General features: G+C 67.4%; 17 protein-coding genes. 7 read left to right on the forward strand and 10 right to left on the reverse strand.

The window, feature by feature from the left end; genetic code table 11:
- Nucleotides 1-8: 8 nt before the first annotated feature.
- Nucleotides 9-1619, reverse strand: a complete 1611-nt coding sequence (locus tag HG421_RS20355) for a carboxyl transferase domain-containing protein (protein ID WP_169707928.1) — start codon at nt 1617-1619, stop codon at nt 9-11.
- 10 nt (nt 1620-1629) lie between these two features.
- Nucleotides 1630-2793 carry an isovaleryl-CoA dehydrogenase gene (locus HG421_RS20360; protein ID WP_169707929.1) on the reverse strand — a complete coding sequence of 388 codons (1164 nt, stop codon included), beginning with the start codon at nt 2791-2793 and terminating at the stop codon, nt 1630-1632.
- A 128-nt stretch (nt 2794-2921) separates the two neighbouring features.
- Between HG421_RS20360 and HG421_RS20365 the strand changes: the two genes are divergently transcribed.
- The 3 genes from HG421_RS20365 to HG421_RS20375 all read left to right on the forward strand — a co-directional run bounded on the left by HG421_RS20365 (nt 2922) and on the right by HG421_RS20375 (nt 4524).
- Nucleotides 2922-3539: a TetR/AcrR family transcriptional regulator gene (locus tag HG421_RS20365; RefSeq protein ID WP_169707930.1), complete on the forward strand. Its 618-nt coding sequence runs from the start codon at nt 2922-2924 to the stop codon at nt 3537-3539.
- An 86-nt stretch (nt 3540-3625) separates the two neighbouring features.
- A complete protein-coding gene (locus HG421_RS20370) occupies nt 3626-4000 on the forward strand; it encodes a hypothetical protein (protein ID WP_055853635.1) in 375 nt (124 codons plus the stop codon).
- Nucleotides 3997-4524: an RES family NAD+ phosphorylase gene (locus HG421_RS20375; RefSeq protein ID WP_169707931.1), complete on the forward strand. Its 528-nt coding sequence runs from the start codon at nt 3997-3999 to the stop codon at nt 4522-4524. Before HG421_RS20370 ends, HG421_RS20375 begins: the two co-directional genes overlap by 4 nt.
- A 203-nt stretch (nt 4525-4727) precedes the next feature.
- On the opposite strand, the gene HG421_RS20380 is transcribed toward HG421_RS20375, so the two are convergent.
- From HG421_RS20380 to HG421_RS20395, 4 genes are read right to left on the reverse strand one after another with little or no spacing between them, the layout of a single operon-like run.
- On the reverse strand, nt 4728-5063 hold the full coding sequence (locus HG421_RS20380) for a DUF3325 domain-containing protein (RefSeq protein ID WP_169707932.1): 336 nt from the start codon (nt 5061-5063) through the stop codon (nt 4728-4730).
- Nucleotides 5060-6676 (reverse strand): PepSY-associated TM helix domain-containing protein, encoded by a 1617-nt coding sequence (locus HG421_RS20385; RefSeq protein ID WP_169707933.1) that lies wholly within the window; start codon nt 6674-6676, stop codon nt 5060-5062. Before HG421_RS20385 ends, HG421_RS20380 begins: the two co-directional genes overlap by 4 nt.
- The gene (locus tag HG421_RS20390; RefSeq protein ID WP_169707934.1) at nt 6673-6981 is read right to left on the reverse strand and encodes a DUF3649 domain-containing protein; all 309 of its coding nucleotides are present in this window, start codon (nt 6979-6981) and stop codon (nt 6673-6675) included. Before HG421_RS20390 ends, HG421_RS20385 begins: the two co-directional genes overlap by 4 nt.
- A gap of 22 nt (nt 6982-7003) precedes the next feature.
- Complete coding sequence (locus tag HG421_RS20395) at nt 7004-7648, reverse strand: DUF4198 domain-containing protein (protein ID WP_169707935.1); 645 nt, start codon at nt 7646-7648, stop codon at nt 7004-7006.
- A 282-nt stretch (nt 7649-7930) separates the two neighbouring features.
- Here HG421_RS20395 and HG421_RS20400 point away from each other — a divergent pair, with 282 nt between their 5' ends.
- Together HG421_RS20400 and HG421_RS20405 are read left to right on the forward strand one after the other, a co-directional pair.
- Nucleotides 7931-8449, forward strand: a complete 519-nt coding sequence (locus HG421_RS20400; RefSeq protein WP_104543729.1) for a c-type cytochrome — start codon at nt 7931-7933, stop codon at nt 8447-8449.
- A gap of 285 nt (nt 8450-8734) precedes the next feature.
- Nucleotides 8735-10453: an ExeM/NucH family extracellular endonuclease gene (locus HG421_RS20405; protein WP_169707936.1), complete on the forward strand. Its 1719-nt coding sequence runs from the start codon at nt 8735-8737 to the stop codon at nt 10451-10453.
- A gap of 146 nt (nt 10454-10599) precedes the next feature.
- Here the strand turns inward: HG421_RS20405 and HG421_RS21400 are convergent, their stop codons facing one another.
- Both HG421_RS21400 and HG421_RS20415 read right to left on the reverse strand, forming a co-directional pair.
- Complete coding sequence (locus HG421_RS21400; RefSeq protein ID WP_248279435.1) at nt 10600-11355, reverse strand: hypothetical protein; 756 nt, start codon at nt 11353-11355, stop codon at nt 10600-10602.
- Nucleotides 11356-11852: 497 nt separating this feature from the next.
- Nucleotides 11853-12239, reverse strand: a complete 387-nt coding sequence (locus HG421_RS20415) for a MerC family mercury resistance protein (RefSeq protein ID WP_169707937.1) — start codon at nt 12237-12239, stop codon at nt 11853-11855.
- A 61-nt stretch (nt 12240-12300) separates the two neighbouring features.
- Between HG421_RS20415 and HG421_RS20420 the strand changes: the two genes are divergently transcribed.
- Nucleotides 12301-13626, forward strand: coding sequence for a GTP-binding protein (locus tag HG421_RS20420; protein WP_169707938.1), 1326 nt, complete (start codon nt 12301-12303; stop codon nt 13624-13626).
- A 174-nt stretch (nt 13627-13800) separates the two neighbouring features.
- Here HG421_RS20420 and xopR read toward each other — a convergent pair whose 3' ends face one another.
- Together xopR and HG421_RS20430 are read right to left on the reverse strand one after the other, a co-directional pair.
- Nucleotides 13801-15162: a type III secretion system effector protein XopR gene (xopR, locus tag HG421_RS21460; protein ID WP_343204222.1), complete on the reverse strand. Its 1362-nt coding sequence runs from the start codon at nt 15160-15162 to the stop codon at nt 13801-13803.
- Complete coding sequence (locus HG421_RS20430; RefSeq protein ID WP_169707939.1) at nt 15096-15971, reverse strand: EamA family transporter; 876 nt, start codon at nt 15969-15971, stop codon at nt 15096-15098. The genes xopR and HG421_RS20430 overlap by 67 nt, the downstream gene beginning before the upstream one ends.
- Before the next feature lie 66 nt (nt 15972-16037).
- On the opposite strand from HG421_RS20430, the gene HG421_RS20435 reads away from it, so the two are divergent.
- Nucleotides 16038-16700: an alpha/beta hydrolase gene (locus HG421_RS20435; RefSeq protein ID WP_169707940.1), complete on the forward strand. Its 663-nt coding sequence runs from the start codon at nt 16038-16040 to the stop codon at nt 16698-16700.
- Nucleotides 16701-16769 lie beyond the last annotated feature (69 nt).

A 16769-nucleotide genomic window follows, 5' to 3' on the forward strand; every position in this document is an offset into this window, starting at 1 on the left:
CGCCGCGCTCACATCCGGAACACGCCAAACCGCGTGGGCTCGATCGGCGCATTCAACGCAGCCGACAGGCCCAGCCCCAACACGCGGCGGGTATCGGCCGGGTCGATGATGCCGTCGTCCCACAACCGTGCACTGGCGTAGTACGGATGTCCCTGCTGCTCGAACTGCGCGCGGATCGGCGCCTTGAAGGCGTCTTCTTCCTCGCCCGACCAGGCACCGCCCTTGGCTTGGATACCGTCGCGGCGCACCGTGGCCAACACGCTGGCGGCCTGTTCGCCGCCCATCACGCCGATGCGGGCGTTCGGCCACATCCACAGGAAATTGGGCGAATACGCGCGGCCGCACATGCCGTAGTTGCCCGCGCCGAACGAGCCGCCGATCACCACGGTGAACTTGGGCACCCTGGCGCAGGCCACCGCCATCACCAGTTTGGCGCCGTCCTTGGCGATGCCGCCATGTTCGTACTTGCGGCCCACCATGAAGCCGGTGATGTTCTGCAGGAAGACCAGCGGAATCCCCCGCTGCGTGCACAGCTCGATGAAGTGCGCGCCCTTGAGCGCGGACTCGGAAAACAGGATGCCGTTGTTGGCGATGATGCCCACCGGGTAGCCGTGCAGATGCGCAAAGCCGGTGACCAGGGTGCTGCCGTAGCGTGGCTTGAACTCGTCCAGGCGCGAGTCGTCGACGATGCGGGCGATCACCTCGCGCACGTCGAAGGGTTTGCGCGTGTCGGCGGGGATCACGCCATACAATTCGTCAGCCGCGTATCGCGGCGGCAACGGCGCCTGCAGCGCCAGCGTGGCAGCCGGCTTGCGCCAGTTGAGCTGGGCGATGATCGCACGCACCCGGGCCAGCGCCTGCAGATCGTTGTCGGCGAAGTGATCGGCGACTCCGGAGATGCGTGTGTGCACATCGGCGCCGCCCAGCTCCTCGGCGCTGACGTCCTCGCCGGTGGCCGCTTTGACCAGCGGCGGGCCACCGAGAAAGATGGTGCCCTGCTCGCGCACGATCACCGTTTCATCGCTCATCGCCGGCACATAGGCGCCACCGGCGGTGCACGAGCCCATCACGCAGGCGATCTGCGGGATGCCTTGCGCCGACAGGTTGGCCTGGTTGTAGAAGATGCGCCCGAAGTGATCCCGGTCGGGGAAGACTTCATCCTGCAACGGCAGGAATGCGCCTCCGGAATCGACCAGATAGATGCACGGCAACCGGTTCTGTTGCGCGATCTCCTGCGCACGCAGGTGTTTTTTTACCGTCATCGGGTAATAGGTGCCGCCCTTGACGGTGGCATCGTTGGCCACGATCACGCATTCGACGCCGGACACGCGGCCGATGCCGGCCACCACGCCGGCGCAGGGCACCTGGTCGTCGTACATGCCGTGCGCGGCCAGCGGCGCGATTTCCAGCAAGGCGCTGCCCGGATCCAGCAGCGCATCGATACGCTCGCGCGCCAGCAACTTGCCGCGCGCCGTGTGCTTTGCGCGTGCGGCGTCGCTGCCGCCGCGCGCGGTGCGCGTCAGCGTGCGGCGCAGATCCTCCACCACCGCGCGCATGGCCGCGGCATTGGCCTGGAAGCTGTCGCTGCTGACCTGCAGCTGGCTGTTGATCACGCTCATGGTGGCTCCGTCAGGCAGTGCGTTCGAACAGCTCACGGCCGATCAGCATGCGGCGGATCTCCGAGGTGCCCGCGCCGATCTCGTACAACTTGGCATCGCGCCACAAGCGCCCGGTGGGGTACTCGTTGATGTAGCCGTTGCCGCCCAGCACCTGGATCGCCTGGCCGGTCAGCCAGGTGGCTTTTTCGGCGGCGTACAGGATCGCGCCAGCCGCATCCTGGCGCGTGGTGCGCCCGGCATCGCAGGCGCGCGCCACCGCATACACATACGCGCGGCAGGCATTGAGGCCCACGTACATGTCGGCCAGCTTGGCCTGCATCAGCTGGAAGCTGCCGATCGGTTCGCCGAACTGCCTGCGCTCGTGCACGTAGGGCAGCACCACGTCCATTGCCGCAGCCATCAGCCCCAGCGGGCCACCGGCCAGTACCACCCGTTCGAAGTCCAGCCCGGACATCAACACGCGCACGCCACCGTTGAGCGTACCCAGCACGTTCTCGGCCGGCACTTCGCAATCGGTGAACACCAGCTCGCAGGTGTTGGAGCCGCGCATGCCCAGCTTGTCCAGCTTTTGCGCGGTGGAGAAGCCCGGCATGCCCTTCTCGACGATGAAGGCGGTGATGCCGCGCGCGCCGGCGTCCGGGTCGGTCTTGGCGTACACCACCAGTACGTCGGCGTCGGGGCCGTTGGTGATCCACATCTTGCTGCCGTTGAGCACGAAGCGGTCGCCACGCGCATCGGCGCGCAGCTTCATCGACACCACGTCCGAGCCGGAGCCGGCCTCGCTCATCGCCAGCGCGCCCACGTGTTCGCCGGTGCACAGCTTGGGCAGGTAGCGCTGCTTCTGCTCGTGGCTGGCATTCTTGCGCAACTGGTTGAGGCATAGATTGGAATGCGCGCCATACGACAGCCCGATCGCGCCACCGGCGCGCGAGATTTCTTCCATCGCCACCACATGCGCCAGGTAGCCCATGCCGCTGCCGCCGTAGTCTTCTTCCACGGTCAAGCCGAGCAGGCCCTGCTCACCGAACAGCCGCCACAGCTGCGCGGGGAAGACGTTGTCGTGATCGGCCGCGGCGGCGAGCGGGGCGATATGGTGGCTGGCGAAGGCGGCTACGCTTTCGCGCAGCAGGTCGATCTCCTCGCCAAGCTCGAAATTCAAGGACGGCACATGCATGCAACAACTCCACAGGGATCGGGACGTGCCGGGTGGGAGCGGGCGGGCCGCGCGGCGGATGCGGCCAGACTAGCGGTCTGCGACAAAAAAGTGAACTAAAATTCAACTATTGAACCCAGAATCAGACCATGGCTTATCGACGCTCCGCCCTGATGGAAGAACGCCTGGCCGGCAACCGCGAACGCATCCTGCACGCGGCCCGCGTCCTGATCGCCGGAGGCGGCTACCGCAACGCTCCGATCACCGCGGTGGCTGCTGCCGCCGGTGTCTCCACCGGGCAGATTTATCGGCATTTTCCGTCCAAAGCCGAGCTGTTCGTAGAAGTTCTGAACGAGGCCGTCCAGCGCGAGATGACCATCCTGCGCGCCATTGCCAGCACCCAGGCCCCGGCGAGCGAGCGCCTGCGCGGCGCCATCGCCATCTTCGTCCGGCGCGCGCTGGCCGGGCCGGCGCTGGCCTATGCCTTCATCGCCGAGCCGGTGGAAAGCGAGGTGGACGCCGAGCGTATCCGGGGCCGCCGCCTGTTCGGCGAGGTGTTTCGGCAATTGCTGGCCGAAGGCGTGGCCGCCGGAGAATTTCCCGAACAGTCCCTGGATGCGGCGGCGGCCTGCATCGTCGGTGCCTTTACCGAGGCCCTGGTCGGGCCGATCGCGCCCAGTCGCGGCGACCCGCAGCAGGGAGAACAGCTGGTGGAAGCGATCTGCGGCTTCTGCCTGCGTGCAGTGGGGGCAAGTCAGCCGATCTGACACTGCACTGACCGGGCGCCGCACTGTGCTGGATTGATGCGCATGACTGTGCATATACTGTGCACGTTCCCGGTCCGAGCACACCCATGGTCGCCGTCCTCAATCCCCTGTCCCTGACCGAGCGGTTGCGCGCGCCCGACCGCACGATCCTGTCGCCTTCGGCCATGGCCGGCCTGCTGGAGCTGTCGCAGCAGGAGCTGGCCGAGCTGGCCGGCGTACACCGCAACAGCCTGCGCGTGCATCCGGAAAGCCCGCGCGTGCAGGATCTGTTGCGCAACCTGTCGCGGTTGCTGGTGGCCATGGCGCAAATCCAGCCGGACGAGCGCCAGCTGGTCTTCCATCTGAAGAACACCCCGATCCCCGCATTCGAATTCGCCACCTTGCTCGAAGTGGTCAAGCAGGGCCGCACCGATGATGCGCTGACCTACCTGCGCACCGTGGCCGCCGGAGCGGCTGGTTGAAGCTGAGCGCCCCGGCGCACTGCACGCTGTATCGCGCCTTCACCCCGCGCTGGGCCGCCGAGCCACTGAGTGGTGCCGGCGCCGCGCGCTCGGGCGGGCGCTTCAATCGCTTCGGCCAGCCGGCGCTGTACCTGTCGCTGCAGCTGGACACCGCAGCGGCCGAATATGCGCAGGCTGCGCCGTTCCTGCCGCCGTTGACGCTGGTCAGTTATGCCGCGCAGCTTCCGGCGCTGGCCGACCTGCGCCTGCTCGATGCCAGCTGGGATGCGCTGTGGGCCGACTGGACAGACGATTGGCGCAAGGCGCTGGTCAACAAGGTCGAACCGGTGAGCTGGGTGCTCGGCGACCTGCTGCGCGAGGCGCAGATTCCCGGGGTGATCTTCCCCAGCATGGCATTGCCCGATGGCGTCAACGTGGCGCTGTTTCTGGACATGCTGCGGCCCGAAGAGGTGCTGCGCGTGCTCGATGACGGCCGCCTGCCACGCGATGGGCGCAGCTGGGGCGACCCGCCGACGGCGGTGTAGCCGTTACGCGCCGCATGCACCGGCAGCTACAGGTGCGTGCCGACGATCGCGTGTGGCATCTGCAGCTGCGCTGCGGCGAGTGCGCCGCACTCCAAGCTTTGGCGATTGCCTGGCGTGTCCGTCCGCACAGCGAGGGCAAGCATGCACAGGCATCGAGCATCCCGGCACAACCCCACCAAGGCCGCGATGCCATCGCCACGGGCTCAACCTGGCAGCAGCTGCGCCATGCCCGCCAGCACCGGCGCGATGAGTGCCGCCGGCAGGATCAGGCCACGCCGATACGGCAGCAGCCACAGTGCCAGCACGGCCGCGGCCGCGGTCAGGCTGCCCAGCCACAGCACCGGTCCGATACCCCAGCCCTGCGCGTGCACGGCCAGGCCAAAGGTGAGCAGCAACAGCAGCCAGCCCACCACCCGCAACTGACGCGTGCGCGCCGTGCCCAGGCCGCGGCCACGCACCTCGTGCTGATGCTTTTCCATCGCCAGGCACAACGCGGCAAAGCCGGAAAAATTCAGCGCCAGCACCAGCACGACGTTCATGCGCCTTCCTGCACCGGCACGTCGCTCTGCGCGGCAGGTGCCACGGCCGCGCGCTGGCGGCGTGCGGCGGCCGACTGCGGCGCGGTCCAGTGCTGCAGGCGCCAGCCGGCAATGCCCAGGCACACGCCCAGGCCCAGGCAGACCAGGTCGACCCCGGCCAGCGCCCATTGCCCGGCCGGCACGGTCACGCCCAGGTGGACATCGGTGGTCACGGCATTGAGAAGCGGGATCAGCGCCAGGAGCGCTGCGCCCACATACAGCTGCCAGCTCCACATCGCCCGTCGCGGCCACACGAAGGCCGCCAGCAACGCCGTTGCCCAGGCGGCGAAGAACACATGCGCCTCCATCGCCGCGCGCCCGTCCAGCGCCATCGGCAGCAGCCGGTTGGCCCAGAAGAAACTGGCGAAGGCAATCGGCAGGCCGGCCACGGTGCCGATATTGAGCGCATCCACCAACCGCAAGCCGGCTCCGATCCGCCCGGCCTTCAGATGCCTGGGGCGTTCCTTCACCGCCCACATCACCACGCCGCTGGCCACCATCAGGCAGCCCAGCAGGCCCGAGCCGAAGAACAACGCGCGCAGCCATGGGCCGGCGAAGTGGGCGATATGCAGGCCCACCATCACCCCGCGCGTCTCGCTCGCACCACCGGGCGCGCCGCTACGTTGCAGGCGTTGGCCGCTGATGCCGTCGTACAGGATGGAGGGCGCGTCGTTGGAGAGCCTGGCGGCCACCTGGCCGACGCCGACCGCGGCATGCGCATCGTTGGGAAGCGACACCGCCACGTTGCCGATCTGCGCGCCGCGCAGGTCGCGGCGCGCGCGCTCTGCGAACTGCTCCAGCGGCAGCATGCGCGCCGGCGTGCCGGCCGCCTGGCGCGTATCGGCCACGCGGTTGGCCGACTCGTCGTAGAAGCGCATTTCATCGCCGCCGTAGCGTGCCTTGATGCCCCACGGCAGGTACATGAACATCAAGGTCACGATGCCGGTATAGGTGATCATCGCGTGGTACGGCAACGCGGTCACCGCGCTGACGTTATGGAAATCCAGCCACGAGCGCAGGCCCTTGCCCGGGCGAAAGGTGAAGAAGTCCTTGAAGATCTTCTTGTGGGTGATCACCCCGCTGATGATGGCCACCAGCATGAACATCGCGCAGAACCCGACGATGTAGCGCGCCCACAGCACCGGCACGTAATGCAGGTCGAAATGCAGCCGGTAGAAGAACTCGCCGCCCAGCGTGTCGCGCGCGGCGATCTCCGTGCCGGTGGCCGGGTCGATGATGGCGGTGCCGTACGGCTGCCGGCGCCCGGCCGGTGTGCCGTCGGTGGGCGCAGGATTTTGCCAGTACATGCTCACCACTGGCGTGCGTGCATCCGGCAAGGTGATGTTCCAGCTCAGCGCGTCGGCTGCATGGGTCTGCAGGTAGTGCTCGGCACTGCGCAGTGCGGTGGCGGGGCTCACCGTGGTGGTGGGCAGCTCCGGGCGCATCCAGCGGCTGATTTCGTCGCGGTAATAGCTGGCGGTGCCGCCCATGAAGATCAACAGCAGCACCCAACCGACCAGCAGGCCGGTCCAGGTGTGCAGCCAGGCCATCGACTGGCGGAACCCCTGTTTCATGCCGCGCCCCGTTGCAGCCACGCGGCCAGCGCAAACAGCAGCGCGGCCGGCACCACGATGCCGGCCCAGGCGCGCCAGAGGCTGGCGGTGGCAAATGCCCACAGCGGCGCGCACGCGCACACCACGATGCCGAGCAGCATGCTGGTCAACACCGCCTCGCTGCGCGGCATCGGCAGCACCAGCGCCAGCACCAGATTGGTGGCGCTGGCCAGCGCATACCCGCCGAAGATGGCGGCCAGGGTACGCGACAGCACGCCCAGCCAGGGGCGTTTGAACCAGGCCAGTGGCTGGGCGGCGGTCGACATGCGGGGGACTGCGTGGCTGCCGTTAGTCGGCCTGGAAGGTCAAGGTGCTGATGTGGTGCACCAGGGTGACCTGCTTGCCGGCAATCTCGCGCTTCACCGGTTCCTTGGTGGTGACCACCAGGATGTGACGGCCGGCGCGCAGCGTGGGCAGCGTGACCTGGCCCTTGGCATCGGAGGTCAGCGTCTTCTGCCACTTCTGCGGGTCGATCACGGTGACGTCGGCCTTGGGCAACGGCTTGTTGCGATAGAGCACGGTGAGCGTGTTGCCGTTGGCCGTGGTGGGAACCAGTTCCAGATCCAGCTTGGCCGAGGTGGTGGCGCGCCCGGCGCGGGCGTAGTAGCTCACGGTCTCGAAGCCGCCGGCTTCGCCCTTCCACGGTTCGAACACGCTGTCGTCGCTGAGCCAGGCATCGCCGCTGCCGGACAGCGGCGCGGTCAGGTACTCGCTGCCGCGCTGCAGGGCACCGGCCTTGCCGGCAGTGCCGAACACGCTCGGCTTGACCACGCGCTTGATCTCGTCCTGGCCGTGGTCGAGGGTTTCCTGCGCCGGCTCACCGAAGTAGATGCGTACCGGGCCGCTGCCATCGCGCTCGATCCAGATTTCGTGGGCCTGGGCGGACAGACTGATGCTGGCCAAGGCCAGGCAGGACAGCAGGAAGGACTTCATCGCGGCGACTCCTCAAGGGCGGGACCGGCGAGGCGAGAACCGCGCCACCGTGTGTTGTTGGGAATGATACGCAATTCCCACAATGGAGACCAACGCGCCTATGCGGCGTTGCGGCAATTCTCCGGCGGGCGCGAGCGTGGCTGCCGACAGGAGCGCCGGCCCACCGGGGGTGTAGCGCGCATCGCAGGCGAAACTGTCATGCACGCTGGTCAGACTGGCCTGAACTGTGCTCTATACTCCGGCGCTAGCAGAGGTCTTCGACCAACAGCCAGGGGTGAGCGCGTGCGGAATTACGACCTCGAGTTCCTGAAAAAATTCTCGATGGTGATCGGTTTACTGGTAGTGATCACCCTGGGGCTGATCGCCCTGGCAGCTTATTTGCAACGTGCCATCCCCGACGAAGTCTCGCCCACTGCCGCCAAACGCGTGCAGCAACGCATCGCGCCGGCCGGCGCCGTCTACGCGGGCACCACCGGTGCGGCCGCCCAGGCCGCGGCCCAGGCTGCAGCGCTGGCCAAGGCAGCCTCGCAATCCGCCTACGGCGGCACCACCGATGGCAAGACCATCTACGACAACCTCTGCACCGCCTGTCACACCACCGGGGTCGGCAAGGCGCCGACACTGGATCATGCGCACTGGGATGCGCGCATCGCCCAGGGCAAGGACACCTTGTACAAGCACGCGATCGAGGGCTACACCGGCCCGGATGGCGGCATCATGCCGCCCAAGGGCGGCAACCCGGCGCTGACCGAAGAGCAGGTGCGTGCCACCGTCGACTGGATGCTGGGCAATCTGAAATAAGACCGCGGCGGGCGCGGCGCTCGGGGAGCAGGGGCCGCGGTTGTGACGGGTTCCTGGTTGGATGAGCGTCTTTGCTGTCCTTCGCCGCCCTGGACGCGGTGCCCGCAGCCAGCGGAGCAGCACGAACAGCCAGGCGCAGTGCCGTGCAGGGGGTGCACCGTGCTCGCGTAGAGATCCCGCCTGGCGTTGCTTCATCGCGGTTTGTTAGCCTGTTTCCGCGCTTTCGTTGTCACGCGCCGCCTTCCGGGCGGCGTTTGCATTTGGTCCACCTTTTGGAGTCGTTCGATGTCGCCTCGCCCGCTGGTTGTGCTCGGTCTGGTCGGTCTGCTGGCTCCGCTGCTGTGCAGCGCCGCCGAGGGCACCGCGCAGCGGCTCTCGATTGCCGATGTGCAGGGCGAGGACAGCCGCAGCCCGTACGACGGCCGCGTGGTGGACGTGGAGGGCATCGTCACCGCCGATACGCGCGTCGGGCTGGCCGGCCTGTTCGTGCAGCAGCCCGGCTTCGAGCCGCGGCGCTCGCATGGGCTGTTCGTCACCGGCGCCGGAGATGCGCAGGTGGCGGTGGGCGATCGCGTGCGCATCGTCGGGACAGTGCGCGAAGTGTCGGCCGGTGGCCAGGCCAGCCTGACCAGCGTGGACGCCAGCAGCATCGAGCGGCTCGCCAGCGGCCAGCCGGTGCCGGTGCGCATGCTCAGCGGGCCGCCCGCCAACTGGGAGGCGCTGGAAGGCGAGCATGTCCGCATCGCGGCACTGACGCTCAACGGCAGCGACCGGCTGGACACCTACGGTGAGCTGATTGCCGGCTTCGGCGGGCGGTTGTGGCAGCCGGCCGAGGTGGCTGCAGCCGGCACGCCGGCGTTCGCGCAGGTGGAGGCGGACAACGCGCGTCGCCGGGTGTTGCTGGACGACGGGCGCAACGGACGCAACCCCAAGGCGGTGTCCTACCTGCCCGCCGATGCGGTGCTGCGTAGTGGCAGCCTGCTCAAATCGGTCGATGGCATCGTCGACCAGCGCTACGACGGGCAGTACCGCATCCAGGTGCTGGCGCCGCTGAACCTGCCGGCCCTGCCGACCGCCGTGGCGCCGCAGGTGGGCGGGGACCTGCGCATCGCCTCGTTCAACCTGGAGAACTTCTTCAACGGCAATGGCCGCGGCGGCGGTTTTCCGACCAAGCGCGGCGCCCGCACGGCTGAGCAGTTCCAGGCGCAGCTGACCAAGCTGGTTGCCACTATCGTGCCGTTGCGTGCCGATGTGGCGGCGTTGATGGAGCTGGAAAACGACGGCAACGACGGCGACGCCGCGGTGGCGCAACTGGTGGCCGCGCTCAACGCCGCCGGCACCGACAAGGATTGGCGGTTCGTCGATACCGGCACTGGCCCCGGCGACGATGCGATCCGGGTCGGCATCCTCTACCGCAGCAGCCAGGTCACCCCGGTTGGCAAGCCGGCCACGCTGACCGGCGGGCCGTTCGACAGCCATAGCCGGGTGCCGCTGGCGCAAGCGTTTCGCAGCACCCGCGGGGCGACCTTCGTGGTGGTCGCCAATCACTTCAAATCCAAGGGCTGCGGCAACGCCAGTGGCGCCGATGCCGACCAGCACGACGGCCAGGCCTGCTGGAACGCGACCCGCACCGAATCGGCCAAGCGCCTGCACCAATGGCTGCAAACCGACCCCACCGGCGCGCAGACCCGGCTGGCGGTGCTATTGGGCGACTTCAATGCGTATGCGATGGAAACGCCGATGCGCAGCCTGCGCGCCAGCGGCTGGCAGGACGCGTTTGCAGTGGCCGGGGTGAAGCAGCCCTACAGCTACGTCTTCGATGGCATGAGCGGGCGGCTGGACCATGCCTTGCTCAGCCCGGCAATGGCCAAGCAGCTGCGTGGCGCGGTCGAATGGCATATCAACGCCGACGCGATGGACGACGCCGGTTATGCCAAACGCAATCTGCCTGGTCCGTGGCGCAGCTCCGATCACGATCCGGTGCTGCTGGGGTTTTCGCTGTAGCACGCGTGCGATGTGCAGTTCTTAGTTGAAGAGGCGCGGCGAGGCCTTGTCCGAGCAGGGCGGCTGGACCGACTGCTTCTGCCCAAGCGCATTCGCGCGTCAGTCCGGCCGCTCGCGCTGCGCAGTGGCATTGTCGAGCCGCCGCTCTAAGCCAACAGCGTCCGGTAGTCGTGCAGGAGGCAGTGCAGTTGCTGGATCAGCGCACAGGGCGCGGCGCTGTCTTGCAGTGTTTCCAGCAGGTCCACCGCGTCCTGATACGCCTGAGCCAAGTGGTTTGGCCGGTCGCCTGGGTCGCCTGCCGGTGCCTGTGCGTCATCGTGCAGCATCCGGTCCTGCGAGTCGGTCCGTAACGCGGTGTCGCGCTGCGCCGCTTGCTTGCCAATACGCTGCAGCGGCGCGAGCGCAGCGAGCAGGGCATGCAGCTGCGGATCGCGCAGCTGGTTGCGTTGCGCCAACAGCGCATCGCGCTGATCGAGCGCGCGCTGTTCCTGCGGCATCGCGTCGCGATCTTCCAGGAACAGCCGGGTGGTGATGGCGTGATACTGCGGGTTCACTTCGAGTAGACGGCGATTCATTGCCTGCAGCAGCAAGGCCGCCTGCGCAGGCGTCTGCGATGTGTCTGGCGGCTCTGGCGTCGACGCGATGACGAGCGCGCATGCAGGCAGCTCCGCACGCCGTTGCGGTACCCGCTGTTGCGCGTCTTGCCCGCACGATGACGCGCGCATGCGCACAGTCTTCTGCTGCGCTGGTGCGACAGTGCAGGACGGGTTTGCGGGTGGCACTGGCACCGGGTGCGTCGGCGGCGGGGACGGCCACCCCCTTGTTTCGCCACTGGATGCACTGACTACAACCACCAGACCAGGCATTCGTTGAATGCGCTTGGACAGCGAGTTCAGGCGCATCACCCGCTCCAGCCGGGCACCAAGCCCTGCTCATGCAGCTACGCTAACGGCCTTGTTTGACCGAACGCCGTGCGCCGCGAACGCAGGGCGCGTGAACCGAACACGCGATCTCTCACGCGTGGGACGTCTTGATGGGTGATGACGCAGATCGCTGCTAGCGCCAGGAACAGGATGCGCGCAATGCAGGCCTTGCATCACGCACATCAGTTGCCAGGCGTGGCGAAGCGATGTGGACATCGGCCACCAGGTGCATGACTGCATGGCGCCAATCAGAGACATTCCTACGCAGCGGAAGACAGCGACCGCCGTCGAACTACCTCCTGGATGGATCCGGATCGTGCACGATGACATGGCCTGGGTCGCTGGCATCGTGTGCTTCGCGCGCCTGACGGCGGCGACATCGCGTGCAGATTCTGGCCTGGCGCGTTGGCGCGTTGGCGCGTCGGTGCAGACAGCCGACACGCCGGCAGCCCGGTCGGCGGGCGCGGCGCACGTGCCTAGCCGGCACAGTTCCCATGGCGACGGCGCAGCCGCAGGTTGAGCAGGTGCGCGCTGGCCAGCAGCAGGCTGGCGGCCACCGTGATCGGTGTTTCCAGGTGTTCGCCAGTCAGACCACTGGCGCCCAGCACCAAGCCGGCCAGTCCGCAGCCGGCCAAGGCCCACACCGCGGTTGGCAGCGCATGGCGCCGATGCGTGCTCCACAACGCGTAGCCGCTCAGGGGCACGGCTGCCGTCGCAAACACCCCGTGCACCCATTCGGCCTGGTTCCAGGCTCCCAGCAGCGGCAGGGCAGCTGCCAGCAGGGGCAGCGCAAGGCAGTGCAGCAGGCACAGGCTGGACAGCGCGATGGCCGAGCTGTCGAAGAAGGAACTGGGGGCCCGCATGGCATCGGTCTCGTCGATCAAGTGTTATATAGTAACACTTCATTTCCTCGAGGTTGTCCGGATGTCCCCGTCTTCCGTCCGCGATTCGCGTCTTCCCGTTACCGTGCTGTCCGGCTTTCTGGGTGCCGGCAAGACCACCTTGCTCAACCGCATCCTGCACAACCGCCACGGGTTGCGGGTGGCGGTGATCGTCAACGACATGAGCGAGATCAATATCGATGCGCAGCTGGTGCGCGACGGTGGCGCGGCGCTGCGCCGCACTGAAGAGACGCTGGTGGAATTCAGCAATGGCTGCATCTGCTGCACGCTGCGCGACGATCTGCTGCAAGAGGTGCGACGCCTGGCCGAGCACGGCCGCTACGACTACCTGCTGATCGAATCGACCGGCATCGCCGAGCCGATGCCGGTGGCAGCCACCTTTGCGGTGCGCGATGCCGATGGCTTCAGCCTGTCGGACATTGCCCGTCTCGACACCATGGTGACCGTGGTCGATGGCAGCGGTTTCCTGCGCGATTTCGGGTCGGCGTCCACACTGGCCGAGCTGGGCCAGCAAGCCGGCCCGGACGACACGCGCGGGCTGGTGCAACTGCTGGGCGAGCAGGTGGAGTTTGCCGACGTGCTGGTGATCAGCAAGTGCGATCGCATCGATGCGGCGCAGCGCCAGCGCCTGCGCGCGGTGCTGCGTGCGCTCAACCGCCAGGCGCAGATCGTGGAAGCGACCCACGGCGACGTGCCGCTGCACCACCTGCTCGATACCGGCAGGTTCGACTTCACCCGTGCGCAGCTGGCGCCGGGATGGATGCAGGAACTGCGCGGCCAGCACACGCCGGAAACAGAGGAATACGGCATCAGCAGCTTCGTGTACCGCGCACGCCGCCCGTTTCATCCCCAGCGCTTCGCGCGCATGGTGCACAGCGGTCTGCCGCAGGTGATTCGCAGCAAGGGCTTTTTCTGGCTGGCCAGCCGCATGGACTGGGTCGGCGAGCTGTCCAGCGTGGGCGGCGCCACCCAGACCAATGCGGCCGGGTTCTGGTTTGCTGCGCGCCACCGCGTGGATGCGCAGCTGCAAGGTCAGCCCGTGGCGATCGGCATGACGCCGCTGCCGTATACCGATATCGGCTGGCAGCGGCAGCAGATCCAGTGCTGGACCGCACCGCTGCCACAGCCGCATGAAGTCGGCGATGCCGGCGAGTACGCCGCCATGCAGCGGCTGTGGCATCCCCTGTGGGGAGATCGCCGCCAGGAGCTGGCGGTGATCGGTGTGGAGATGGATGCGCCACGCACACGCGCGGCGCTGGATGCCTGCCTGCTCAACGACCAGGAACTGCGCCAGGGCCCGGCGCACTGGCAATCGCTGGACGACCCGTTTCCGCAGTGGCAGCGCTGATGGCGACCTGGATCATGCCGTGAACACCCCGTTGGCTTCTGTTCCCGGGTGCAATCTGCCGCAGGCCTGCATCTGCAGCGCGGGCTGCGCATGCATCGCTACGAGGGAGCGCGCTGCATCACTGGACTGCGGTCGCCATGCAACCCGCCCCTGCACCTGGGGCCATGCGGATCTTCAGAGGTAACCGTTGTCGAGTTGCTCTTGGTGGCGATTTCTTTCCTCTTCCAGTCGCTTTTGACGCTGGTCGGCAGTGGTGGGGATGCTGGACATCAGCCGCGGCTTTCCCTGGCTTTCCAACTGATCGTCGGTGCTTTTGACGATCTGCTCCAGCGCAAGCATGTTCCGGTAGCCCTGCATCATGCGTTGCAGGCGTCGTACCTTGTCTTTGGGTGCGCCGTTTTTCTGCAGGATTTCCAGGCGCCGTTCCGCGCGTGCGTAGTTCTTGGCCATGGCGGCTCTGTCGAAGGACTTGTTCCGTACCTTGAACGCTTCGCGCCGGTTGTACTGCATGACGTCCTGCTGGACGATGGCCAGATGGCTGGTTGTGGTCTGCGGTGGGTAGACGTCTTCCATGGGCGCTAGTGCGACCAGCAGTGCGTCCAGCTGACTATCGCGGACCTCGTTGCGCCGGGCGATCAGGGCAGCACGGGCCTCGAGTATTTGCTGCTCCTCGGGAGTTGCCTCGCGGTCCTCCATGAACAGCCGCTTTTGAATAACGCTGCACTGCCTGTTCAACTCGTCCAGCTGCCGATTCAGGTGGGTCAACGAGTGACTCCGCCCGGGCTGTACACCTGGAGATGACAGCGACGATTGTGAGGGCCGGGGCGTGGTCGGCACCGAATGCGATGGCTGGCCCTCATCCCGGCGCATTCTTGGAGGGATAGGCGGCTGCATTCCATGATCGACGGGGCGTTGTGACCCGCGCGGTTGCTGCGCACGCGCGGGATGGAGCGGACCCCGCCCAACCTGTCGTGCGGACGGCGCCTGCTGCGGTTGCGGTCGCTGCACATGCTCTGTTCTGTCCGGCTGGCGATGCTCATCGACGCGGGCTTGCCGCCCGTGCATCTGCTGCGTGCGAGAGGGCTTCACGGCTGGCATGTGCGCAGCTGGGCTCTCCACTGCTGCAAGGGTCGCAGAGCCCATGCGCGTCAACGGCAGCTGCTTGCGCAACGATGCCAGCGATCGACGCGCCGAGGCGACCATGCCGCGATGGGATGTCGACGCTCCCTGGGCTGCCGTGGACTTGGGGGCGTGAGACAGCGGGTGCTGCGGTGAGGCGTCTGGAGTCGAAAGCGTCGTATCTGTCGAGTTGGGGCTGTGCGGTTCCGGCGCAACGCGATGGCGGCCGCTAAATAACTGACTTAGGCGCATCACACACTCCCTCGGCTCATTTGCCTGCATGGTAGCCAGCGCTACCGTGCCCTCAACGGCGAGTTGCGAACCGTAGTCGCGCCAGCCGAATGCCTTCGTCAGCCCAAACGCATCCCCCAGGCGATCGCCGCAATTGCCGGCGCCGCCAGCAACAGTCCTACCCATCCACCGCGGCCGATGCGCTCGCCGAACCCCAGCTTGCCGACCAGCGCTCCCACGATGACCACACCCAGGTTCATGCTGGCGAACACGGTGGCCGGGCTGTGCGGCAGCAGCTGATGGGCGCGCACATAACACAGGATGTTGCCGAAGTTGAGCGCGCCAAGGAGCACGCCGGCGAGCAGGTTGCGAAAGCTCAGGCGCGCGACACCGCCCCGGCGAACGACTTGCAGGCCAAGCATCAGCACACCTGCCAGGGCAAAGCACAGCGTCAATGACGTCAACGACGGCGTACCGGCCTGCGCGATGTGCTTGAGCAGCAGATCGATCAGGGCAAAGCCCATCCACACGCCTGCCAGCCATGGCCAGCCGAGCGAGGCCGGCGCTGAATCGGCACCGGCGCGGTGACGCGGCCGGTGCAGGATGCAGACGATGGACAGCAGGCCCAGGCCCAGCCCCGCCAGCTTCCAGGCATTGACCGGTTCGCCGAAGACCGTGAAGGCTGCCGCCAGCGAGAGCAGGAGCGACAGCCGTTGTGCAAGATCGGTACGTACGATGCCGGCGGTGGCGACCGCGCGTGCCAGCAGCAGGAAGACCGAAGGCAATGCCACCGCCAACGCGAACAGTGCCAGCCAGGGCGTGGTCGGCGCGCGCAGCGCGTCCAGTGACGGATGCAGGGTCAGCCACGCCAGCAGCGCGGCGGTGGCGTAGTTCCAGGTGATCGCCTGCGCCGCGTCCAGGCGATAGCGCGGCAGCAGCTTGAGAACCACCGACACCAGGACACTGCAAACGACGGCAAACAGCAGCAAATGCATGGGCAACGCAACGAAGTGTGCAGGCAGGGCGATGAACGCGGCCGGCGGGGCGGCTATTATGACGGCATGTCCAATCCCCCATTCCCCACCGAATCGGCTGCATTGACGCTGGACGGGCCTGTCGGCCCGCTCGATGTCGCCGTCGATCTGCCCGAGCGCGAGGTCACCGGGCAACCGGTCACTGCCATCGTCTGCCATCCGCTCTCCACCGAGGGCGGCAGCATGCACAACAAGGTCGTCACCATGGCTGCGCGCGCGCTGCGCGAACTCGGCATCACCGTGGTGCGCTTCAATTTCCGCAGCGTCGGCAATTCGGCCGGCGCGTTCGACCATGGCGACGGCGAGCAGGACGATCTGCGCGCGGTCGCCGAGTGGGTGCGTGCGCAGCGGCCCGGCGACACATTGTGGCTGGCGGGTTTCAGCTTCGGTGCGTATGTGTCGCTGCGCGCGGCCGGTGCGTTGGCGCCGCAGGCGTTGATCTCGATCGCACCGCCGGCCGGGCGTTGGGACTTCAGCGACATGCAGCCGCCGGCGCAGTGGCTGGTGATCCAGGGCGATGCCGATGAGATCGTCGATCCGCAGGCGGTATACGACTGGCTGCAGACGCTGGAGCAACAGCCCGAGCTGGTGCGGATGCCCGACACCAGCCACTTCTTCCACCGCAAATTGATCGACCTGCGCGGTGCGATCCAGCATGGTGTCCGGCGCTGGTTGCCGGCCGCTGTCTGACCGCGGCACGGCCCATGCGCATCGCCTGCCGATGCGCCGTTGAGCGGGCATGGCAGCGGCCGCCCGCGG

The sequence above is a fragment of the Xanthomonas campestris pv. badrii genome, assembly GCF_012848175.1.
Lineage (GTDB): Bacteria > Pseudomonadota > Gammaproteobacteria > Xanthomonadales > Xanthomonadaceae > Xanthomonas > Xanthomonas campestris_C.